At 72.3% G+C, this 20,685-nt stretch carries 19 protein-coding genes; 7 read left to right on the top strand and 12 right to left on the bottom strand.

Annotated features, from left to right (window positions below):
* Position 1: 1 nt before the first annotated feature.
* The 4 genes from AOM03_RS00760 to dapA form a co-directional block, all read right to left on the bottom strand.
* The gene (locus AOM03_RS00760) at positions 2–2,257 is read right to left on the bottom strand and encodes a putative bifunctional diguanylate cyclase/phosphodiesterase (RefSeq protein ID WP_082091991.1); all 2,256 of its coding nucleotides are present in this window, start codon (positions 2,255–2,257) and stop codon (positions 2–4) included.
* Positions 2,242–5,070: an FtsK/SpoIIIE family DNA translocase gene (locus AOM03_RS00755; protein WP_062377307.1), complete on the bottom strand. Its 2,829-nt coding sequence runs from the start codon at positions 5,068–5,070 to the stop codon at positions 2,242–2,244. Before AOM03_RS00755 ends, AOM03_RS00760 begins: the two co-directional genes overlap by 16 nt.
* 73 nt (positions 5,071–5,143) lie before the next feature.
* A complete protein-coding gene (locus AOM03_RS00750) occupies positions 5,144–6,826 on the bottom strand; it encodes a ribonuclease J (RefSeq protein ID WP_062377305.1) in 1,683 nt (560 codons plus the stop codon).
* Positions 6,823–7,713 (bottom strand): 4-hydroxy-tetrahydrodipicolinate synthase, encoded by an 891-nt coding sequence (gene dapA, locus AOM03_RS00745; protein WP_062377303.1) that lies wholly within the window; start codon positions 7,711–7,713, stop codon positions 6,823–6,825. Before dapA ends, AOM03_RS00750 begins: the two co-directional genes overlap by 4 nt.
* A 143-nt stretch (positions 7,714–7,856) precedes the next feature.
* On the opposite strand from dapA, the gene AOM03_RS00740 reads away from it, so the two are divergent.
* The 6 genes from AOM03_RS00740 to AOM03_RS00715 all read left to right on the top strand — a co-directional run bounded on the left by AOM03_RS00740 (position 7,857) and on the right by AOM03_RS00715 (position 11,120).
* On the top strand, positions 7,857–8,660 hold the full coding sequence (locus AOM03_RS00740; protein WP_062377301.1) for a thymidylate synthase: 804 nt from the start codon (positions 7,857–7,859) through the stop codon (positions 8,658–8,660).
* A gap of 79 nt (positions 8,661–8,739) precedes the next feature.
* On the top strand, positions 8,740–8,991 hold the full coding sequence (locus AOM03_RS00735) for an AbrB/MazE/SpoVT family DNA-binding domain-containing protein (protein ID WP_062377299.1): 252 nt from the start codon (positions 8,740–8,742) through the stop codon (positions 8,989–8,991).
* Positions 8,988–9,389: a type II toxin-antitoxin system VapC family toxin gene (locus tag AOM03_RS00730; RefSeq protein WP_062377297.1), complete on the top strand. Its 402-nt coding sequence runs from the start codon at positions 8,988–8,990 to the stop codon at positions 9,387–9,389. The genes AOM03_RS00735 and AOM03_RS00730 overlap by 4 nt, the downstream gene beginning before the upstream one ends.
* Positions 9,386–9,889, top strand: coding sequence for a dihydrofolate reductase (locus AOM03_RS00725; RefSeq protein WP_062377295.1), 504 nt, complete (start codon positions 9,386–9,388; stop codon positions 9,887–9,889). Before AOM03_RS00730 ends, AOM03_RS00725 begins: the two co-directional genes overlap by 4 nt.
* Positions 9,890–10,101: 212 nt before the next feature.
* Positions 10,102–10,800 (top strand): AzlC family ABC transporter permease, encoded by a 699-nt coding sequence (locus AOM03_RS00720; RefSeq protein WP_062377292.1) that lies wholly within the window; start codon positions 10,102–10,104, stop codon positions 10,798–10,800.
* A complete protein-coding gene (locus AOM03_RS00715; RefSeq protein ID WP_439645008.1) occupies positions 10,797–11,120 on the top strand; it encodes an AzlD domain-containing protein in 324 nt (107 codons plus the stop codon). The genes AOM03_RS00720 and AOM03_RS00715 overlap by 4 nt, the downstream gene beginning before the upstream one ends.
* A 23-nt stretch (positions 11,121–11,143) precedes the next feature.
* Here AOM03_RS00715 and AOM03_RS00710 read toward each other — a convergent pair whose 3' ends face one another.
* On the bottom strand, positions 11,144–11,899 hold the full coding sequence (locus tag AOM03_RS00710; protein WP_062377290.1) for a ZIP family metal transporter: 756 nt from the start codon (positions 11,897–11,899) through the stop codon (positions 11,144–11,146).
* Between the two features lie 51 nt (positions 11,900–11,950).
* On the opposite strand from AOM03_RS00710, the gene AOM03_RS00705 reads away from it, so the two are divergent.
* Positions 11,951–12,433, top strand: coding sequence for a GNAT family N-acetyltransferase (locus AOM03_RS00705; protein WP_062377288.1), 483 nt, complete (start codon positions 11,951–11,953; stop codon positions 12,431–12,433).
* Positions 12,434–12,609: 176 nt separating this feature from the next.
* Here the strand turns inward: AOM03_RS00705 and AOM03_RS00700 are convergent, their stop codons facing one another.
* From AOM03_RS00700 to AOM03_RS00670, 7 genes are all read right to left on the bottom strand, one after another.
* Entirely contained in the window at positions 12,610–13,065 is a 456-nt protein-coding gene (locus AOM03_RS00700; protein ID WP_082091990.1) for a hypothetical protein, read from the bottom strand.
* Positions 13,062–13,805 carry a 4-hydroxy-tetrahydrodipicolinate reductase gene (gene dapB, locus AOM03_RS00695; protein WP_062377286.1) on the bottom strand — a complete coding sequence of 248 codons (744 nt, stop codon included), beginning with the start codon at positions 13,803–13,805 and terminating at the stop codon, positions 13,062–13,064. The genes AOM03_RS00700 and dapB overlap by 4 nt, the downstream gene beginning before the upstream one ends.
* Before the next feature lie 67 nt (positions 13,806–13,872).
* Positions 13,873–15,192, bottom strand: a complete 1,320-nt coding sequence (locus AOM03_RS00690; RefSeq protein WP_062377284.1) for a M16 family metallopeptidase — start codon at positions 15,190–15,192, stop codon at positions 13,873–13,875.
* A 24-nt stretch (positions 15,193–15,216) separates the two neighbouring features.
* Positions 15,217–16,191, bottom strand: a complete 975-nt coding sequence (locus tag AOM03_RS00685) for an IS481 family transposase (protein ID WP_082091989.1) — start codon at positions 16,189–16,191, stop codon at positions 15,217–15,219.
* 336 nt (positions 16,192–16,527) lie between these two features.
* Positions 16,528–18,756, bottom strand: coding sequence for a polyribonucleotide nucleotidyltransferase (locus AOM03_RS00680; RefSeq protein ID WP_062377280.1), 2,229 nt, complete (start codon positions 18,754–18,756; stop codon positions 16,528–16,530).
* Positions 18,757–19,098: 342 nt separating this feature from the next.
* A complete protein-coding gene (rpsO, locus tag AOM03_RS00675; RefSeq protein WP_062377278.1) occupies positions 19,099–19,368 on the bottom strand; it encodes a 30S ribosomal protein S15 in 270 nt (89 codons plus the stop codon).
* 189 nt (positions 19,369–19,557) lie between these two features.
* The gene (locus AOM03_RS00670; RefSeq protein ID WP_062377276.1) at positions 19,558–20,679 is read right to left on the bottom strand and encodes a 2-aminoethylphosphonate--pyruvate transaminase; all 1,122 of its coding nucleotides are present in this window, start codon (positions 20,677–20,679) and stop codon (positions 19,558–19,560) included.
* Positions 20,680–20,685: the final 6 nt, after the last annotated feature.

Raw genomic sequence — 20,685 nt, 5'->3', positions numbered from 1 at the left:
CTCAGCGCGCGTCGGCCTCGCGCGGGTGCTCCTCGGGCCACGGCGCGATGCGGCCGTCGCTCATCTGAGCCGCCTGGGACATCACCGAGCCCGGCGGCTGCGCGACGCCGAACAGCCAGCCCTGGCCCAGGCGCCAGCCGCAGTCGGCCAGGAACTCCGCCTGCGCCTCGGTCTCGATGCCCTCGGCGATCGTGTCGAGCCCCAGCTCCCGGGCGAGCGCTCCCAGCGCGCGCGACACGCGGGCGCCCGCCGGGTCGTCGGGGATGCCCGCGACGAAGGACATGTCGAGCTTGACGCCGCTGACCGGCAGGTCGCGCAGGTACGACAGCGGCGACACGCCGGTGCCGAAGTCGTCCAGCAGGATGGGCACGCCGGCGTTGCGCAGCTCGGTGAGCTCGTGGCGGATGCGCGTGTTGGGCGCCACGATCGACGCCTCGGTGAGCTCGACCACGATGCGCTGGGGGCTGATCCGGTGGCGGGCGATCGCGCTCAGCACCCGGTCCGCGAACTCGGAGTCGCCCAGCTGGTCCGCGGTGACGTTGAGCGACACCCACGAGGTCTTCGATTCGTGGCGGGACAGGAAGTGCGCGGCCTGCTCCACCAGCGAGGCGCTCAGCGTGGTGGCGAGGCCGCGGTCCTCGATGAGCGGCAGGAAGGCCGGCGGGAGCAGCAGCCCGCGGACGGGGTGGTGCCAGCGGACCAGCGCCTCGTAGCCCACCATGCGGCGCGACGCGAGGTCGAGGATGGGCTGGTAGTGCAGCACCAGCTCGCCGCGGTCGATCGCCCGCGCGAGCTCCTGCGCGAGCTCCTCCTCGCCCTCGGAACGGGTGCGCATGGACGGCTCGTAGACCTCCGTGCGGTTGCGGCCCGTCGCCTTCGCGCGGTACATGGCCGCGTCCGCGGCGCCCAGCAGGGCGGGCCCGCCGCCGGGTCGCGTGTCCTCGTCCGCCAGCGCGATCCCCACGGACCCGGCCAGCTGGATCTGGTGGCGCTTGATGGTCAGCGGGCGGCGCAGCCCCTCGTGGAAGGACGCCGCGATGTCGAACAGCGCCTTCGAGGTGTCCGGCCCCTGGACCGCGACCACGAACTCGTCCCCGCCCAGGCGGGCCACCGTCCCGCGCCCGCCGGCCGCCGCGCGCAGCACGCCCGCGACGTGCACCAGCGCCGTGTCGCCCGTCGCGTGGCCGAAGCGGTCGTTGAGCGCCTTGAATCCGTCGAGGTCGATCGCGATCACGCCCACCCGGCCGTCCGCGTCGGGCTGGTCCAGCATCTTCTGCAGCACCTCGTGCAGCAGCGTCCGGTTCGCCAGGCCCGTGAGCGGGTCGTGCATCGCGCGGTGGTTGAGCAGCTCGGAGTGCATGCGGTCGTCGGTCGTGTCGCGCACCTGGACCACGTAGTGGTCCGGGGCGCCGCCGGCGAAGCGCACCAGCGCGACGTCGAGCACCGCCCACACGACGTTGCCGTCGGCGCGCACGTATCGCTTCTCGAGCGAGAACCGGCTCTGGTGGCCGTCGTAGAGGCGCTGCAGCTGGTCGCGCTCGGCCTGGAGGTCCTGCGGGTGCGACAGCGCGGAGAACGGGGTGCCGCGCAGCGCCGCGACGGTGGAGCCCATCATCTCCGCGAAGGACCGGTTGACCTCGAGCAGACGCCACTCGAGGTCGACGAGCGCCATCCCGGTGGGGGCGTTCTCCATCGCGCGGCGGAACTGGGCGTCGGAGTTGCTCAGCGCCTCCGCGGCCTCGCGCAGTCCGGCCGCGTCGATCAGGCTCGTCACGACCAGCGGACCCTCGGGACCGTCCTGGACGGTGCGCGCCTCGACCTGCAGCCAGCGGACGTCGTCGGGGCCGCGCCGGCCCGGCACCCCGACGATGCGCGGGCGCCCATCGGATGATGCGGTGAAGGCCTCGGCCGGGCCCAGCGGCTGGGACTTGGCGTCCACGACGCGCAGCGGCAGCCGCGCCACGGGCCGGCCCACCACCTCCGCGGGGTCGATGCCCAGGATCGCGGCGGCCACGTCCGAGACGAGCGCGACGTCCCCCGAGAGCGTCGAGATGAGCACCCCGTCGCGGGTGTGCGCCATGACGGCCTCGAACTGGCTGCGCAGCCGTGCCTCCTGGGCCACCACGGCCTCGCGGGCGCAGCGCTCGCGCGACGAGCGCCAGAACGAATAGCCGGCGACCGCGGCCAGGACGACCAGGAGCGCGGCGAAGGCCGCGACCGCGGCGGGCCGGTCGAACAGCCCTACGAATCCGTCCATTCGTCGTCCTCAGCCTCGCTCGGTGCGTCGGTTGGCAAAACCGTAGCGGAGGACTCTCCACGGAGGACAGCAAGAGTGGACGCGAGTTCGTCAGGTGTGACCAATACGTCACGGGCCTTGGATCCCTGGCTCGGTCCGACGACCTCCCTGGTCTCCAGCAGGTCCATGAGGCGACCGGCCTTGGCGAAGCCCATCTTGAGCTTGCGCTGGAGCATCGAGGTCGACCCGAGCTGCGTGGTGATGACCAGCTCGGCCGCCTGGAGCAGGTCGTCGAGGTCCTCGCCGATGTCCTCGGCCACCGCGGGGCCGCTGCCCGACGCCTGGGTGACGTCGTCGCGGTACTCGGGGTCGGCCTGGCGCTTGGAGTGCTCGACCGCGGCGTGGATCTCCGTCTCCGTCACCCACGAGCCCTGCACGCGGAACGGCTTCGAGGCGCCCATGGGCTGGAACAGGGCGTCGCCCTGGCCGATCAGCTTCTCCGCGCCCGGGGTGTCGAGCACCACGCGGCTGTCGGCGAGCGAGCTGGTGGCGAAGGCCAGGCGCGAGGGCACGTTCGCCTTGATGGTTCCCGTGATGATGTCGACGGACGGGCGCTGCGTCGCGAGCACCAGGTGGATGCCGGCCGCACGCGCGAGCTGCGTGATGCGCTGGATGGACTCGTCGACGTCGCGCGGCGCGACCATCATGAGGTCCGCGAGCTCGTCGACGATCACCAGCAGGTACGGGTACGTCTTGATGACGCGGTTGGAGCCCGGCAGCGGCTTCACCTTGCCGGCGCGCACCGCCTTGTTGAAGTCGTCGATGTGCTTGTAGCCGAACAGCGCCAGGTCGTCGTAGCGCATGTCCATCTCCTTCACCACCCACTCGAGGGCCTGCGCGGCCTTCTTCGCGTCGGTGATGATCGGGGTGATGAGGTGCGGGATGCCCTCGTAGATGGTGAGCTCGACGCGCTTGGGGTCGACCAGCACCATGCGCACCTCGTCCGGCGTCGCGCGCATGAGGATCGAGGTGATGAGGGAGTTGACGAAGCCCGACTTTCCGGCGCCGGTCGCACCCGCGACCAGCAGGTGCGGCATCTTCGCCAGGTTGGCCATGACGTAGCCGCCCTCGACGTCCTTGCCGATGCCGATCGCCATCGGGTGGTCGTTGCGCTGCGCCACCTGCGAGCGGAGCACGTCGCCCAGCACCACGGTCTCGCGGTCCACGTTGGGGATCTCGATGCCGATCGCGGACTTGCCGGGGATGGGCGACAGGATGCGCACGTCCGCGCTCGCCACCGCGTACGCGATGTTCTTGTTGAGCTGCGTGATCTTCTCGACCTTGACGCCGGGGCCCAGCTCGACCTCGTAGCGCGTGACCGTGGGGCCGCGCGTGAAGCCGGTGACCTCCGCGTTGACGCCGAACTCCTCGAGCACCGTGGTGAGCGCGGCCACCACGCGGTCGTTCGCGGCGGAGCGCTCCTTGTGGGGCGCGCCGTGGACCAGCATCTCCATCGACGGCAGCACGTAGGGGTTGGAGTTCTCGAGCACGCCCTGCTCGCCGCGCGGCACCACGGACGTGGCGGGCGGCGCGACCGGGCCGCCCGGCGCATCGTCCATCGCCAGGGCCGCCGTGTCCACGTCGTCCACCTCCAGGGCGGCCGTGTCCACGTCCTCCGTGGGAAGGACGCTGGTGGGGCCGGGTGCGGGGCTTCCCAGGGACGATGCAGGGGCCGGGGCCGGCGGTCCCGCCGGGGCCGTCGCGCGCCGGCCCACCGGCGTGGCGGCCGGCGTGCCCTGCGCGGGCGTCGCGGCCTCCTCGGCCGCGCCGTCGTAGGGCGACAGGCGCTCGGTGACGGGCGCGTCGGGAGCGATGAGGCGGTCGAAGTCGGTGCGCTCGACGGTCGCGGCGGAGGCGAAGGCCTCGTCCGCCTCGTACGAGTCCAGGCCGGTGTCGCGGACGTGGTCGCGGCGGCCCGCGATCACGCGCTCGATGAGGCCCGCGAAGATGTTGGGTCGCCGGCCCGCACGCGTGGGCACGTGGGTGGAGGTGCTGGGCCGCTCGAGCGTGCGGTGCTCGGGCAGGTCGAGCTCCTCGTCCTCCGCCGGGGCCTCCTCGCCGCGGGCGTGGCTCGCGACTTCGCGGAACCACTCGGCGGCCTCGCGCAGCGACACGCCCGTGATGATGAGGACGGCCAGCAGCGACAGCAGCGACATGACGACGATCGCGAGCGGCGCGGACACCAGCAGCGACAGCGGGGTGCCGATCGCCCAGCCCAGGATGCCGCCGGAGCCCTGGAGCTCCTCGAGGTTCGCGCTGGGGCTGGGCTCGCCGTGCGCGACGTGGATGATGCCGCACACGAGCGTGCCCAGCATGAACGCGCCGAGCGTCATGCGGTGGTTGGCGGCCTCCTCCTGCGGGGCGCGCATGAGGCGGATGGCCATGATGAGCAGCACCACGGGCAGGCCCATCGCGAGCACGCCGAACGTGCCGGCGGCGAGCCAGTGGATCGCCGTCCCCGCCCAGCTGGGCAGGTGGAACCACTCGCGGGACGCGACGATGATCGCGACGATGATGAGCGCGATCGCGAGGCCGTCGCGGCGCACCGCGGGGCTCACGTCGCGGGCGCCGTGGCCGATGCCCCGGACACCCGAGCCGATCGCGCTCGCCGTGCCCTCGGCCGCCTTGCGCGCGCCGCGCAGGGCGGCGGGTGCCTTCTTCTTGGGAGGGTTGCCCTTCCCCTGTCCCCCGCGCGCGCCCTGGCCGCCGCGTCCGCCGGACGCGTTGCTGGCCGACGAGCGCGTCGAGGGACGCGTCTGCCGAGTCTGTGCCATGGTTCCCCACGGTACCCGCGAGGGTCCCGGGTGGCGCGGAGGCTCCCCGGGCGACCCTCGCGGCGAGGCTCGGCTACGCCTGGACGACCACCGGGATGATCATCGGACGGCGGCGCAGCTTGGTGCCCACGTAGCGGCCCAGCACGCGGCGCGCGACCTGCTGGAGCTGGTGCGAGTCGGCCTTGCCGCCGCTCGCCGCCTCCTCGATCGCGTCCTTGATGTTCGGCAGGATCGCGGCGAACACCGCATCGTCCTCCGCGAGGCCGCGCGCGTGGACCTCCGGCCCGGAGACCACCCGGCCGCTCGAGGAGTCGACCACGGCGAAGACGGACACGAAGCCCTCCTCCGACAGGATGCGGCGGTCCTTGAGCTCGGTCTCCGTGATCTCGCCCACGGACGAGCCGTCCACGTAGACGTTGGAGAAGTCCACCGCGCCCACGACCTGCGCGACGCCGTCCTTGAGGTCGATCACGGCGCCGTTCTCCACCAAGACCACGTTCTCCTCGGGCACGCCGGTCTTGACCGCGAGCGCGCCGTTGGCGAGCAGGTGGCGCACCTCGCCGTGGATGGGCATGACGTTCTTGGGGCGCAGGATGTTGTAGCAGTAGATGAGCTCGCCGGCGCTGGCGTGGCCGGACACGTGCACGCGCGCGCTGCCCTGGTGGACCACGGTCGCGCCCAGGCGCATGAGGCCGTTGATGACGCGGAAGACCGCGTTCTCGTTGCCCGGGATCAGGGACGATGCGAGGATCACCAGGTCCCCCTCGCCCACCTCGACCTTGTGGTCGCCGCTGGCCATGCGGCTGAGCGCCGCCATGGGCTCGCCCTGCGAGCCGGTCGACATGTAGACCACGTGGGTGCGCGGCATCTGGTCGGCCTGCTTGGGGTCGACGAGGATGCCGTCGGGCACGCGCAGGAAGCCCATCTCCGCCGCGATGTTCATGTTGCGGACCATCGACCGGCCCACGAAGGCCACCTTGCGGCCGTGCGCCTCGGCGGCGTCGATGACCTGCTGGACGCGGTGGACGTGGCTGGCGAAGGACGCGACGACGATGCGCCCGGTCGCCTCCGCGAACTGGCGGTCCAGGACCGGGCCGATCTCGACCTCGGCCGTGGTGAAGCCGGGGACCTCGGCGTTGGTCGAGTCGACCATGAACAGGTCGACGCCCTCCTCGCCCAGGCGGGCGAAGGCGCGCAGGTCCGTGATGCGGCCGTCGAGCGGCAGCTGGTCCATCTTGAAGTCGCCGGTGTTGAGCACGGTGCCGGCGTCCGTGCGGACCATGACCGCGAGCGCGTCCGGGATGGAGTGGTTGACGGCCACGAACTCGAGGCCGAACTTGCCCAGCTGCTCCACCTGGCCCTCCTTGACCGCGAGGGTCACGGGCGTGATGCGGTGCTCCTTGAGCTTCGCCTCGATGAAGGCGAGCGTGAGCTGCGAGCCCAGGATGGGGATGTCGGGGCGCATGCGCAGCAGGTAGGGCACGGCGCCGATGTGATCCTCGTGGCCGTGCGTGAGGACGATCGCCTCGATGTCGTCCAGGCGGTCCTCGAGGTAGTCGAGGTCCGGGAGGATGAGGTCGACGCCCGGCTGGTGGTCCTCCGGGAACAGCACGCCGCAGTCGATGATGAGGATGCGGCCGTCGATCTCGAGGGTGTGCATGTTGCGGCCCACCTCGCCGAGCCCGCCGAGCGGGACGAGGCGCAGGGTGCCGGGCTTCAGCGCGGGCGGCTGGGGCAGGTCGTGGACGAAGCTCACGCGGCCACCTCCGCCACGGCCAGGGCGGCGACGAGCGCGTCGTGCTCCGCGGGGTTGTTGGGCAGCAGCGGCAGGCGCATGGCCCGGCTGCCGATCACGCCCAGGTGGTGCACGGCCGACTTGGCGTTGGTCGCGCCCGGGCCGGTGAACATCGCGGCGTGGACCGGCAGGAGCGACGCGTGGATGCGGTCGGCCTCGTCGGCGTCGCCCGCGTCGTGCGCCGCGATCATCGCGGCGATCTCGCGCGAGACCACGTGGCTGGAGACGGAGACGACGCCCACGGCGCCGGCGCGCAGGAAGTCGAGCGTGAGCGGGTCGTCGCCGGAGTACCAGGCGAGACCCGTGCGCGCCATGCGCTCCTTGGCCTGCGAGACGTTGCCGGTCGCGTCCTTGACGGCCACCACGCGCGGGTGCGCGGCGAGCTCGTCGTAGGACTCGTCGGAGATCGCGAGCGCGGTGCGGCCCGGGATGTCGTAGAGCATCGCGGGCAGGCCGGTGGCGCCCAGGATCGCGCGGAAGTGCGCGACGACGCCCGCCTGCGTGGGCTTGGAGTAGTACGGGGTGAGCGCGAGGATGCCGTCGGCGCCGGCCTCCTCGCCCTGCTCGGCCATGCGCACCGCGTGCGCGGTGTCGTTGGAGCCGGCGCCGGTGAGCACCGTGACGTCGGGGCCGACGGCCTCGCGCACCGCGTGCAGGAGGTCGGCCTTCTCGGGGGCGTGGGTCGTGGGGGCCTCGCCGGTGGTGCCGGACAGGACCAGGCCGTCGGAGCCTCGGGAGACGAGGAAGCGCGCGAGGGCCTGGGCGGCCTCCAGATCGAGCGCGCCTCCCTCGTGCATCGGGGTCACCATCGCCGTGAGGACGGTGCCGAAGGGGCGGTGTGCAGTCATGCTCCTCAACCTACCCCGCGACGGTCCCGAGCGGACCTGGGCGGGGCCCGCAATCCGTGCATCGTCCCTCCTGCGCGGGCCTCTCCCCCGGCTCCCCGCACGCCTGCCCGTGCGTGTCGGAGGGCGCGCGTAGAGTGCTGGGCGTGACCTCGATCCCCACCCCGTACGAGGACCTGCTGCGCGACGTGCTCGCGACCGGCACGGTCAAGTCCGACCGCACCGGCACGGGCACGCGGTCCGTGTTCGGCCGCCAGATCCGCTACGACCTGTCGCAGGGCTTCCCGCTCATCACCACCAAGAAGGTGCACGTGCGCTCGATCGTGGGCGAGCTGCTGTGGTTCCTGCGCGGCGACACCAACGTGCGGTGGCTGCAGGAGCGCGGGATCTCCATCTGGGACGAGTGGGCGGACGCGGACGGCGAGCTGGGGCCGGTGTACGGCTACCAGTGGCGCTCCTGGCCCGCGCCCGACGGTGGTCACGTCGACCAGATCGCGAAGGTCGTCGCATCGATCCGGACCAACCCGGACTCGCGGCGGCACATCGTGTCGGCCTGGAACCCGGCGCTCGTGGATGACATGGCGCTGCCGCCGTGCCACGCCCTGTTCCAGTTCTATGTGGCCGACGGCCGACTGTCGTGCCAGCTGTACCAGCGCTCGGCGGACCTGTTCCTGGGAGTGCCCTTCAACATCGCGTCCTACGCGCTGCTCACCCACATGATCGCGGCGCAGACCGGGCTCGAGGTCGGGGACTTCGTGTGGACCGGCGGCGACTGCCACATCTACTCCAACCACATGGAGCAGGTGGAGCGGCAACTCTCGCGCGAGCCGTACCCCTACCCCACGCTGCGGCTCGCGGAGCGGGAGTCGCTCTTCGACTACGACATCGACGACGTGGTCATCGAGGACTACCAGCACCACCCCGGCATCAAGGCGCCGGTGGCGGTGTGAGCCACGGCCGCGGGGCGAGGCAGACGCCCGGCGAAGTAAGGCATTGCGTAAGGATTCTGCGCAAGCGTAAGGTGGAGAGATGCCGACAGCCACACTGACGTCGAAGGGCCAGGTCACCATCCCGGTCGAGGTCCGCGCGGCCCTCGACCTCCACGCCGGCGATCGCATCCAGTTCACGGAGATCGCGCCCGGCGTGTTCGAGGTGCGGCCGGCCAACGGTTCCATCACCGTGCTGCGCGGCGCCCTCGCCCACCGCGCCCCCGCCACCCCGCTCACCGTCGAGGACATGGACGAGGCGATCGGCCGCGGTGTCAGCGAGGCGAACCGGTGATCGGCCTCGACACGAACGTCCTGGTGCGCTACCTCGCGCGCGACGACGAGCCGCAGGCCGCCGCCGCGGCCGCCGTGCTCGAGGGGCTGGGCGATCGCGAGACTGCCTTCGTCTCGCAGATCGTGCTGTGCGAGCTGTGGTGGGTGCTCGGCACGGCCTTTCACAGCCCTGCGGAGGAGCGCGCCGCGATCCTCGAGACCTTGCTGACCACCCGGGGAATCGTCGTCGAGGCGGCCGACGCGGTCCGGGCCGCCCTCACCGCGACCGCCCGCGGAGCGGACTTCGCGGACGCCCTCATCACGCAGGCGTCCGCGCGCGCGGGGTGCGCCGCCACGGTCACCTTCGATCGCCGGGCCGCGACGGCCGCGGGCATGCGGCTCCTGGAGGCGGGCGCATGATCAAGGCGATCTGGGCGGAGGCGCGGGACGCGGAGGGGCGCCCCGTGATCGGTCGCGACGGCGACATGCCCTGGCACCTGCCCGAGGACCTCGCCCACTTCCAGGCGCTGACGCGCGGCCACGCCGTCGTCATGGGACGGCGCACGTGGGAGTCGCTGCCGCCCCGCTTCCGTCCGCTGCCCGGCCGAGTCAACGTGGTGGTGACGCGCTCCGGCGCGTCCTTCGCGGGGGCGGCCACCGCATCGTCCCTGGACGATGCCCTGGAGACGGCCGCCTCGCTCTCGCCGGGGACGGACGTGTGGATCATCGGAGGCGCGGCGCTGTTCGCGGAGGCGGTGCGCGTCGCGGACCAGATCGTGGTGACCGAGATCGACCTGGAGACCGAGGGCGACACGTACGCGCCCGTGCTGGACGAGGGCTGGTCGGTTGCGGACTCCACGCCCCCCGCGGTGTCGAGCACGGGGCTCGGGTACCGCTTCCTCACGTTCCTGCGCGGCTGACGGGGCGCCCGCTTCTGGGTCCCTGCGTCCCGCTCCTGCGTCCCGCCCCGCTTCCGTCGTCCCACGAGGTGCTCAGTGCCCACGCTCCCGCTTCTGCGTCCCAGGAGGCGCTCAGTGCCCACGCCCCCACTCCTGCGTCCCAGGAGGTGCTCAGTGCTCAGAATCGGCGTTTTCGGGCAGTGAGCACCTCCTGGGACGCGGCCCCTGAGAGGATGGCGCCCGTGCCCCGCGCCGCCCTCGCCACCGCCCGCCAGGAGGCGATCTCCGTGGCGCTGGCCACGAGCGCGTACGCGCTGAGCTTCGGCGCGCTGTCCGTGGCGGCGGGCCTCGACGTGTGGCAGACGCTCGCGCTGTCGCTGCTGGTGTTCTCGGGCGGGTCGCAGTTCGCGTTCGTCGGGGTGATCGGCGCGGGCGGCGGCGCCGCGGCCGCGATCGCGACCTCCACGTTCCTGGGGCTGCGCAACGGGTTCTACGGGATCGGGCTCGCACAGATCCTGCGGCCGATGCGCGGATGGCGCCGCGCGTGGGCCGCGCAGGTGACCATCGACGAGTCCACGGCGGTGGCGCTCGCGCAGCCCCACGAGGATCTGCCGGCGCGCCGCGCAGGCTTCTGGTGGACCGGGGTGGGCGTCTTCCTGGGCTGGAACGCGGTGACGCTGGTGGGCGCCCTGCTGGGCTCGCGCATCGGCGATCCGTCCGACTGGGGCCTCGACGCCGCCGCGGCCGCCGCCTTCCTCGCCCTGGTGTGGCCCCGACTCGGCTCCCGGCGCGCGCGGGCGGTCGCGGGCGCCGCCGCGCTGATCGCCCTCGCGCTCACCCCCGTGGCTCCGGCGGGAGTGCCGGTGCTCGTGGCCGCGCTGGTCGCCGTGGTCGCCGGCTGGGGGCAGCCCCGTGAGGCGGTGCCCGAGTGAGCGCGTACGCATGGATGTGGGTCGCCATCGCGGGCGCGGGGCTGCTCGCGTGGCTCACCAAGCTCGCCGGGCACACCGTGCCGGAGGCATGGCTCGAGCACCCGCGCGTCCACCGCGTGGCCGGGTACCTCACCATCGCGCTGCTGGCCGCGCTGACCGGAGTGCAGGCGTTCACCTCGGAGGGCGCGCTGGCGCTCGACGCGCGTGTGGCGGCCATCGCCGTCGCGGCGGTGCTGCTGTGGCGGCGGGCGCCGTTCATCGTCGTGGTCGCGGCCGCGGCGGCGGTGGCCGCGGGGCTGCGCGCGCTCGGCTGGGCCTGAACGTTCGACCGGGCGCGGTGGGGCTACAGCTCGTTCATCACGAAGGCGACCAGGAAGCCGGCCGCGACGATGAGTCCGCTGAGCCAGTGGTCTTCCTCGTAGGCCTCCGGGATCATCGCGTTGCTCACCATCGCGAGCAGCGCGCCGGCCGCGAGCGAGACGACGAACGCGAGCACCTCGGGAGGAGCGGACGAGAGCGCGGCCGTTCCCAGCACGGCGGCGACCATGCTGATCACGGTGATGGACGACCACAGGCCCAAAATGGTGCGCTTGGACCGGCCGGCGCGCAGCATCGCCGCCGATCCCGCGAGGCCCTCCGGGATGTTGCTCAGCCCGATCGCGACCACCATGGCCGCGGGGAAGCCGCCGGTGAGCGCCACGAGCACGCCGATCACGAGCGACTCGGGGATGCCGTCGAGCAACGCGCCGACGGCGAAGGCCCCTCCCCCGCCCGGATGGGCGGTGCCGCGCCGCGAGTGGATGTTGCGCGAGCGGTGTCGAGCGTCGTGGCGCGAGAGCAGCCGCTCGACCAGCCGGTCGCCGCCCACGTAGAGCACCGCACCCACGCCGAAGCCGATCACCACCGGCCTGATGCCGGCCGCCTCCCGCGACTCGGCGACCAGCTCGAGCGCGAGCGTCGCCAGCATGACCCCCGCGCCGAACGCCATGATGGCGGCCACAATGGTGCGCGGGATGTCCCAGATGAGCGCGACCGCGGCGCCGATCAGCAGGGTGCCGATGGCGGCTCCGGCGGCGAGCGCCGTGGTGAGCACCTCCATTCCCTCACGCTAGTGCGGTTGCCCCTGGTGCGCGGCCCTAGGCTGGTCGGCATGATCCACGCCGACGTCTCCGCCCGCCCGGCCGTCCCCGGAGACGAGGAGGCGATCGCCGCGATCCAGCTCGCATGCTGGCGGGAGACCCTGGGGCCCGCGGTCGACGCGCTGCCGTCCGACGACGTGCGCGCGCAGTGGGCCGCGGCGATCGCGCAGCCGCCCAGCCGCGACCACCGGGTGTTCGTCGCGTGCGACGGCCCGCGCGTGGTGGGCTTCGCCGCGCTCGCTCCCACGGAGATCCTCGCGCTCGAGGTCGCGCCCGACCACCGGCGTGCCGGCCACGGCTCGCGGCTACTATCCGCGTGCATCGACACGCTGCGCACGCGGGGCGCCACGGAGACCCGCGCCTGGTCCCTGGAGGACGATGCGCCGCGCCGGGCCTTCCTCGAGTCCGCCGGGTTCGGCGAGGGCGGGCTGCGCAGGACGCTCGACGGCCCCACGGGGGACCTGGTCGAGCTCATGTACCGCGCCGCGCTGTAGTCGCGCGCTGCACTGTAGTCGCGCGCCGCACTCCCCGCCGGTCACGTCACCTGTCCACACAGCGGGGCCCGCAGCCGCCGCGAAAATGCTGATATCGCGGCGACACGCCGACGACACGCCGAGGCGTGTGTGGGCCAGCGAAGATTCTGTGTGGAGAGGTGACGGGGTGACCGGGGTCAGCGCCGCCGGTACAGGTCCGCGGCGTAGCGCATCGCCTTGCGCGCCTGGCTCTTGTCCTTCATCGCCTCGTAGCCGTACGCCAGGTGAAACCAGGCCCGCCAGTCGTCGGGCTGCTCGTCGACGCCGCGGCGGGCCAGCTCGTAGACGTCGCGCGCGGCCTCCTCGGTGAGGGCACCGCCCGCGCCGCGCGCGCCGTCGTGGACCGGCAGCCGCCCCTCCTGCTCGAGCTGGGAGCCCATCCGCTGTGCGGCGAACCCCAGGCTCCACTCGTGCCACAGGTACCAGGCGCCCACGATCGGCATCACCAGCAGCGCGGCGCCCAGCGCCTTGGCGGTGAGCGCATCGTCCCGCAGCAGCACGAACGCACGCCCGAGCACCAGCGCCATGTAGATCCCCAGGAGCCCGGTGATCGCCGTGGCGGCGAGCAGCGCCGGGCGGCGCATCACGCTCACAGCGCCATGTACCCGTCGAGGCCCACGGTGAGGCCGGGGTGGCGGGCGACCTCGCGCACGCCCAGCAGCACGCCGGGCATGAAGCTGATCCGGTCGAAGCTGTCGGTGCGGATGGTGAGCTGCTCGCCGGGGTTGCCCAGCAGCACCTCCTCGTGCGCGACCAGGCCGCGCAGGCGCACCGCGTGGACGTGGACGCCGTCGATGACCGCGCCGCGCGCGCCATCGGGGTCGTGCGTGGTGGCGTCGGGCGAGGGCGCGATGCCGGCGGCCGCCCGCGCGGCGGCGATCCCCTGCGCCGTGTGGGTCGCGGTGCCGGAGGGCGCGTCGACCTTGTCGGGGTGGTGGAGCTCCACCACCTCGACGGACTCGAAGTAGCGCGCGGCCGCGGCCGCGAAGCGCATCGACAGCACGGCGCTGAGCGCGAAGTTGGGAGCGATGAGCACGCCGATCTCGGGGCGCTCCTTGAGGTGCTCGTCGACCCGCAGCAGCGATTCCTGCGTCCAGCCGGTGGTGCCCACGACCGCGTGGACGCCGGCGTCGATGAGCGCGTGGACGTTCACCTCGGTGGCGCTCGGGACGGTGAAGTCGACCGCCACCTCCGCACCCGCCCGGGCCGCGGCGGCCACGTCGTCCTGGTGGTCGAGCGCGGCGACGAGGGTCATGTCCTCGGCGCCGTCGACCGCGTTCACCACGTGGGTCCCCATGCGCCCGGAGGCGCCCAGCACTGCGACGTTGATCATGGCACCACCCTAGTGGCGCCCCACCGCGGGACGGCCCGGGGACGATGCGCGGGCCGGCTGGGTTGGCCTACGCGGGCCCGACGCGCACGGACACGCGCTCGCGCGCGGCGATGTCCGCGGCGAGGGCCTGCACCTGGTCCACGGTGACGGCCTTGACCTCGTCGAGCATCTCCGCGATGGACCACAGGTCGCCGTAGACCAGCTCGGCCTTGCCCAGCCGGGACATCCGCGAGTACGAGTCCTCGAGGCGCAGCACGATCGACCCGGCGATCTGCCCCTGCGCCCGCTCGAGCTCGCCGGGGGTGACGCCCTCGGCCATGCGCTCGAGCTCGTGGCCCAGGAGGCGCGTCACCTCGTCGGCCTTGCCCGGCGCGCACGCGGCGTACACGCCGAACAGGCCGGTCTCCGTCGAGGGCGAGCCGAACGAGTACACCGAGTACGTCAGCCCCCGCTTCTCGCGGATCTCCTGGAACAGCCGCGACGACATGCCCCCGCCCAGGATCGCGTTGTAGACGGACAGGACGGCGCGGCGGTCGTCGGTCGCGCTGAACCCGCGCGTGCCCAGCAGCACGTGGGCCTGCTCGAGCTCGTGCTTGACGATCCGCGTCTCCGGCGTCGCCGTCGCCTCGACGGGCGCGAACCGGTCGCGCCGCCCCACCGGGGACGATGCTGCGGCGAGGTCCCAGCCGCCCCTCGCCACCGCATCGGTCACCATCGCGCACACCGCGTCGTGGTCCACTCCCCCGGCGGCCGTGACGATGAGTCCGGCCGGCGTGTAGTGCTCGCGGTAGTGCGCCTCGACGGCGTCGCGCGAGACGGCCTCGATGATCTCCGGCGTGCCGCCGATGGGCCGGCCGAGCGCGTGACCGCCCAGGACGGCCTGCGCGAAGCGCTCGTGGATGACGTCGCCCGGGTCGTCCTCCGCCATCGCGAGCTCCTCGAGGATCACCCCGCGCTCCATGTCGAAGTCGGCCTGGTCGAGCCGCGCCGACGTCACCATGTCGAGCACCACGTCGATCGCCATGGGCAGGTCGCGGTCGATCACCCGCGCGTAGTAGCAGGTGAACTCCTTGCCCGTGAGCGCGTTGGACTCGCCGCCCACGCGGTCGAAGGCCTCGGCGATGTCGAGCGCGCTGCGCCGGGCCGTGCCCTTGAACAGCAGGTGCTCGAGGAAGTGCGTCGAGCCGGCATGCTCGGGATTCTCGTCGCGCGAGCCGACCCCCACCCACGCGCCCAGCGTGGCCGACCGCATGCCCGGGATGGTCTCCGTGAACACGCGCACGCCGCCGGGCAGCACGGTGCGGCGCACCATGGCGCCGTGGTCCTGCTCGATGGCGAGGTCCGAGCCGATGGCGCCGGAGTGGACGAGCGGGAGCATGTGAGGCATGGGGGCGAGCCTAGTTGTACCCGGTCATGAGGTTGGTGGCAGTCGGCTGATCGGTGGGAGTCCTGCGAGGGCTTGATGCCGGCGTCGGGTGTTGTAGTACTCGATCCAGGGTGCCAGGGTTGCGGCTCGCGCGTCGTTCGATGTGAAGACTTGCCGGTAGGCCCACTCGGTCGCAAGGGTGCGGTTGTAGCGTTCAGCCTTGCCGTTCTGCCATGGGCAGTGGGGGCGGATGAACTTCTGGGCGATGCCGTGGGCGGCGCACACCTCGCGCAGCGACCATCGGTAGGCCCAGGCGTTGTCCGTCATCAACTGCTCGATCCGGTCGATGCCGTGAGCGGCGAAGTAGTCGATCGCGCGCTCGAAGAACGCGGCACAGGTCGCGCCCTTCTCATCCGTGAGGACTTCGGAGTAGGCCAGGCGGGAGTGGTCGTCGACGACGGAGTGGATGTAGTCGTAGCCGACCTTGGTGTGCTTGTCGGTCCTGGATTGATGGTTGGCGACTGTTTCGCCGCGTCCACGCCAGCCGCCGCCGTCGGGGATGCGTCCGAGCTTCTTGACGTCCATGTGGACCAGTTCGCCGGGACGCTCCCGCTCGTATCGCACCGCCGTCGTCTTCGACGCGCGGATCGCCTCGCCTGTGATCGGGTCCAGCGCGGCGATGTGGGCCATGTGGTGGCGGGCGAGGATGCGCGAGACCGTACGGGGAGCAAGGCCCAGGTCCGCTGCGACACCATCGCGGCCCTGCCGGGTCGCGCGTCGATGCTCGAGGACCGCGGCCTCAACATCGCTGCTGACCCGCGTCGGGCAATGATGGGGACGACTGCTGCGATCGACCAGCCCGTCGTCGCCTTCGGCTTCGAACCGCGCGATCCATGTGTGGACGCACTTGCGGGACACCCCCATCGCGGCCGCGATGTGGGCTTGAGCCCAGCCCTGTCGGTGGCGTTCGACGATCAGACGCCTGCCGTGCACGGTCAGACGAGCATTAGCGTGGGACACGAGAACCTCCGGGTTGTGCAGACGTCAGACATCTCCACTAAGCCCGGAGGTTCTCCTCTTCACAACTCGAACGGCGCTACCAACGTGCTGGCCCGGTACACCTAGTCGCGCACTGCCGCCGGCCCGTCACCGCCGCAGGACTCCCCAGCAACCCGCCCGGATGTCGGACCGTTCGGGGATGCATCCGCCATGGAGGTCGCCACCGACCCGCATGTCGGACGATGCGCGGCACGGTCCGACGTGCGGGTTGGGTGGGCTGGGGCGACGGGTGGTGAAACGCCGCAGGGGCGGCCCCGGCGCACCGGGACCGCCCCTGCGGACGTGACGCTGAGAGCCTTACGCCTCGACGGACTCCTCGTCGGCGGACTCGGACGAGCCCTCCGAGCCGGCCTCCTCGACGACGCCGAGCGAGAGCTTGCCGCGCGGGTCGACCTCGGTGATCTCGACCTGGATCTTCTGGCCGACGCCCAGGACGTCCTCGACGTTCTCGACGCGCTTGCCGCCCACGAGCTTGCGGATCTGCGAGATGTGCAGCAGGCCGTCCTTGCCGGGGGTGAGCGAGATGAAGGCGCCGAAGGCGACGGTCTTCACCACGGTGCCGACGAAGCGCTCGCCCACCTCGGGCACGTGCGGGTTGGCGATCGCGTTGATCGCCGCGCGCGCGGCCTCGGCGGACGGGCCATCGGTGGCGCCGATGTACACGGTGCCGTCGTCCTCGATCGAGATGTCGGCGCCCGTGTCGTCCTGGATCTGGTTGATCATCTTGCCCTTGGGGCCGATGACCTCGCCGATCTTGTCGACGGGGATGCGCACCGAGATCACGCGCGGGGCGTGGGGGCTCATCTCGTCGGGCTCGACGATGGCCTGCTCCATCACGCCCAGGATGTGGACGCGGGCGTCGTACGCCTGCTGGAGCGCGCCGGCCAGGACCGAGGCGGGGATGCCGTCGAGCTTGGTGTCGAGCTGGATGGCGGTGACGAAGTCACGGGTACCGGCGACCTTGAAGTCCATGTCGCCGAACGCGTCCTCCGCGCCCAGGATGTCGGTGAGCGCCGCGTAGCGGGTCTCGCCGTCGACCGTGTCGGACACGAGGCCCATGGCGATGCCGGCCACGCGGTCGCGCAGCGGGACACCGGCGTTGAGCAGCGCGAGCGTCGAGGCGCACACGGAGCCCATCGAGGTCGAGCCGTTCGAGCCGAGCGCCTCGGACACCTGACGGATCGCGTAGGGGAAGTCCTCGCGCGACGGGAGCACCGGCACGAGCGCACGCTCGGCGAGCGCGCCGTGGCCGATCTCGCGGCGCTTGGGGCTGCCCACGCGGCCGGTCTCGCCGGTCGAGAACGGCGGGAAGTTGTAGTGGTGCATGTAGCGCTTGTGCGTCTCGGGCGAGAACGAGTCGATCTGCTGCTCCATCTTGAGCATGTTCAGCGTGGTGATGCCCATGATCTGGGTCTCACCGCGCTCGAACAGCGCCGAGCCGTGCACGCGGGGCACCACGGCAACCTCGGCCGAGAGGGGACGGATGTCCTTGAGGCCGCGGCCGTCGATGCGGACGCCGTCCTTGAGGATGCGCTGACGGATGGTCTGCTTGGTGACCGAGCGGACCACCGAGGAGATCTCCTTCTCGCGGCCCTCGAACTCGGGGGCGAACTTCTCCAGCGCGCCGGCCTTGATCTCGTCCAGGCGCGACTCGCGGGTCTGCTTGTCGGCGATCTGGAGCGCCTCGGCGAGGTCGCCCTCGATGGCGGGCGCGACGGCGGCGAACACGTCGTCCTGGTAGTCGAGGAAGCGCGGGAACTCCGCGGTCTCCTTGGCGGCCTGGTCGGCGACCTTCGCCTGCGCCTCGCACAGCGCGCGGATGAAGGGCTTGGCGGCCTCGAGGCCCTCGGCTACGACGGTCTCGGTGGGCGCCTGGGCGCCCTCGGAGATGAGGTTGAAGGCGTCGTCGGTGGCCTCGGCCTCGACCATCATGATCGCGACGTCGTCACCCACGACACGGCCGGCGACGACCATGTCGAACACCGCGCGCTCCATCTCGGAGTAGCGGGGGAAGCACACCCACTGGCCGTCGATGAGCGCGATGCGCACGCCGCCGATGGGGCCCGAGAAGGGCAGGCCGGCGAGCTGGGTGGACATCGACGCGGCGTTGATCGCGATGACGTCGTACTGGTCGTCGGGGTGGATCGCGAGGACGTCCACGACCACCTGGATCTCGTTGCGCAGGCCCGACACGAAGGACGGACGCAGCGGACGGTCGATCAGGCGACACGTGAGGATGGCGTCCGTGGTGGGACGGCCCTCGCGGCGGAAGAACGAGCCGGGGATCTTGCCGGCGGCGTACTGGCGCTCCTCGACGTCGACGGTCAGGGGGAAGAAGTCGAAGCCGTCGCGCGGGGACTTGCCCGCGGTGGTGGCCGACAGCAGCATCGTCTCGCCGTCGAGGTAGGCCGCGGCGGAGCCGGCGGCCTGCTTGGCGAGGCGACCCGTCTCGAACCGGACGGTGCGGGTGCCGAAGCGACCGTTGTCGATCGTGGCTTCGGCGAAAGTGATCTCAGGACCCTCCATGCGGAGTTGCTCCTTGCCTATTCGAGGCAGGCAGGCGGATATGGCTCTCGCCACTGAGACTGATCGTCAGTCGAAATGCTCAGAACGGTCCGCACCTGCGGAGGTTCTGCCCATCACCACCGAGGATCAGCATCCGGCTGGCCTGCCAGGTTGTGTTGGTCGGCCCGGATGTCCGAGCCGCCCTCATGGTATCAGTCACCGGGGACGATGCCGGGGTTCCGGGCCCCGCGCGCGGCGCGCGGGGCGTACGGGAGCCGGCCGGCGCATCGTCCCCGGATACGCGAAAGCCCGGTCGCTGCGACTCCGAGGAGGCGCGACCGGGCGAACGCGGACGGGCTGCGCTTAGCGGCGCAGGCCCAGACGCTCGATCAGCGAGCGGTAGCGGTTGATGTCCACGCGCTGGAGGTAGTTGAGCAGGTTGCGGCGGCGGCCGACGAGCAGGAGGAGGCCACGACGCGAGTGGTGGTCGTGCTTGTGCTCCTTGAGGTGCTCGGTCAGGTCGGAGATGCGACGCGACAGCAGCGCGATCTGGACCTCGGGCGAACCGGTGTCACCCTCGCCGGTGCCGTACTCGGCCATGATGGACTTCTTGGTTGCGACGTCGAGCGACATGGTGTCTCCCTAGGTTGTTGCGCGGCGCGCCCGGGCCTGTTCTCCGGGGCTCTACGATCCGCGGCCGTTCTTACGGCGACGTCCAAGCATACAGGACGGCCGCCCCTGTCCGCGACGGGACGGGGGCGGCCGTTCCGGGGACGCCCGCCCGGGGCCGATGCGCGGGCCGGGCGGGCGTCGGAGCGGCAGTCAGGCGGTGGCGGGGACGGGCGCGTAGCCGAGCTCTGCGAAGGCCTCCGCGACGGCCGCGACCGCCTCACGGATCGTGTCCGCGTCGATCGCGCCGATGCAGCCGACGCGGAAGGTCTCCTCGTCCGTGAGCTTGCCCGGGTACAGGATGAAGCCGCGCGCGCGGACGGCGTCGTAGAAGCGGGGGAAGCTCCAGTCGGCGACCTCGGGGGCGTAGAAGGTATGGATGATCGGGGTGCGCAGCTCCTCCGGGAGGTACAGGCGGAGTCCCAGCGCCTCCATCCCCTCGACGAGCGCGTCCGAGTTGGCCCGATAGCGCGCGTGGCGGGCCTCGCGGCCGCCCTCCTCCTCGTACTGGAGGAGCGCCTCGCGCAGGGACGCGACCACGTGGGTGGGCGGGGTGAAGCGCCAGCGGCCGTGCGCGACCAGGTAGTCGTGCTGCGCGATGAGGTCGAGCGAGTGCGAGTCGCACCGGCCGCGGCGGGTCTCGACCGCGTGAGAGGACAGGAACACGAAGCCCACGCCGGGCAGCGCCTCGAGGCCCTTGCCGGAGGCCGCGACGACCGCGTCGACGGCGGGGTGCGCGAGCGGCACGTCGACCACCGCGAAGGAGCTCATCGCGTCGATGATGACGCGGCGGCCGCGCGCGTGCGCCACGTCCGCGATCGTCTCGACCGGGTTGAGCAGTCCCGTGGTGGTCTCGCAGTGGATGACGGCGACGACGCCCAGGCCGGGGTCGGCGTCGAGCGCGGCGGCCACGTCCGCCGGGGCCGGCGGCGTGTCGGTGGCGGTGCGGAGCACCTCGACGCGGCGGCCGGCCATGCGGGCGAGCGTCGCGAGGCGCTCCCCGTACGCGCCGTTGGCGAGCACCAGGATCCCCTCCCCCGGGCCGACGAGCGTCCGCACGGCGGCCTCGACGGAGAAGGTGCCCGAGCCCTGCATGGGCACGCAGACCGCGTCGGCCGGGTCGCCGACGATGCGCAGCAGGCGGTCGCACACGTCCCGGGTGAGGCGGCCGAAGTCCGCGTCCCACGAGCCGTGGTCGCGGGTGGCGGCGGCGCGGGTGCGCTCCGAGGTGGTGAGCGGTCCGGGGGTGAGGAGGACGGGGGTGTCGTCGAGCATGGGTGC

The organism is Demequina pelophila (genome assembly GCF_000971175.1).
GTDB classification, from domain to species: domain Bacteria; phylum Actinomycetota; class Actinomycetes; order Actinomycetales; family Demequinaceae; genus Demequina; species Demequina pelophila.
The sequence above is the reverse complement of the archived record's forward strand: the minus strand, read 5'-3'. Positions and strand labels throughout refer to the sequence as shown.

Bases quoted from the DNA above. Each gene is read 5' to 3' on its own strand.
- AOM03_RS00760 (WP_082091991.1), bottom strand. From the start codon at position 2,257: ATGGACGGATTCGTAGGGCTGTTCGACCGGCCCGCCGCGGTCGCGGCC.
- AOM03_RS00755 (WP_062377307.1), bottom strand. From the start codon at position 5,070: ATGGCACAGACTCGGCAGACGCGTCCCTCGACGCGCTCGTCGGCCAGC.
- dapA (WP_062377303.1), bottom strand. From the start codon at position 7,713: ATGACTGCACACCGCCCCTTCGGCACCGTCCTCACGGCGATGGTGACC.
- AOM03_RS00735 (WP_062377299.1), top strand. From the start codon at position 8,740: ATGCCGACAGCCACACTGACGTCGAAGGGCCAGGTCACCATCCCGGTC.
- AOM03_RS00725 (WP_062377295.1), top strand. From the start codon at position 9,386: ATGATCAAGGCGATCTGGGCGGAGGCGCGGGACGCGGAGGGGCGCCCC.
- AOM03_RS00720 (WP_062377292.1), top strand. From the start codon at position 10,102: ATGGCGCCCGTGCCCCGCGCCGCCCTCGCCACCGCCCGCCAGGAGGCG.
- AOM03_RS00710 (WP_062377290.1), bottom strand. From the start codon at position 11,899: ATGGAGGTGCTCACCACGGCGCTCGCCGCCGGAGCCGCCATCGGCACC.
- AOM03_RS00705 (WP_062377288.1), top strand. From the start codon at position 11,951: ATGATCCACGCCGACGTCTCCGCCCGCCCGGCCGTCCCCGGAGACGAG.
- dapB (WP_062377286.1), bottom strand. From the start codon at position 13,805: ATGATCAACGTCGCAGTGCTGGGCGCCTCCGGGCGCATGGGGACCCAC.
- AOM03_RS00690 (WP_062377284.1), bottom strand. From the start codon at position 15,192: ATGCCTCACATGCTCCCGCTCGTCCACTCCGGCGCCATCGGCTCGGAC.
- AOM03_RS00680 (WP_062377280.1), bottom strand. From the start codon at position 18,756: ATGGAGGGTCCTGAGATCACTTTCGCCGAAGCCACGATCGACAACGGT.
- rpsO (WP_062377278.1), bottom strand. From the start codon at position 19,368: ATGTCGCTCGACGTCGCAACCAAGAAGTCCATCATGGCCGAGTACGGC.
- AOM03_RS00670 (WP_062377276.1), bottom strand. From the start codon at position 20,679: ATGCTCGACGACACCCCCGTCCTCCTCACCCCCGGACCGCTCACCACC.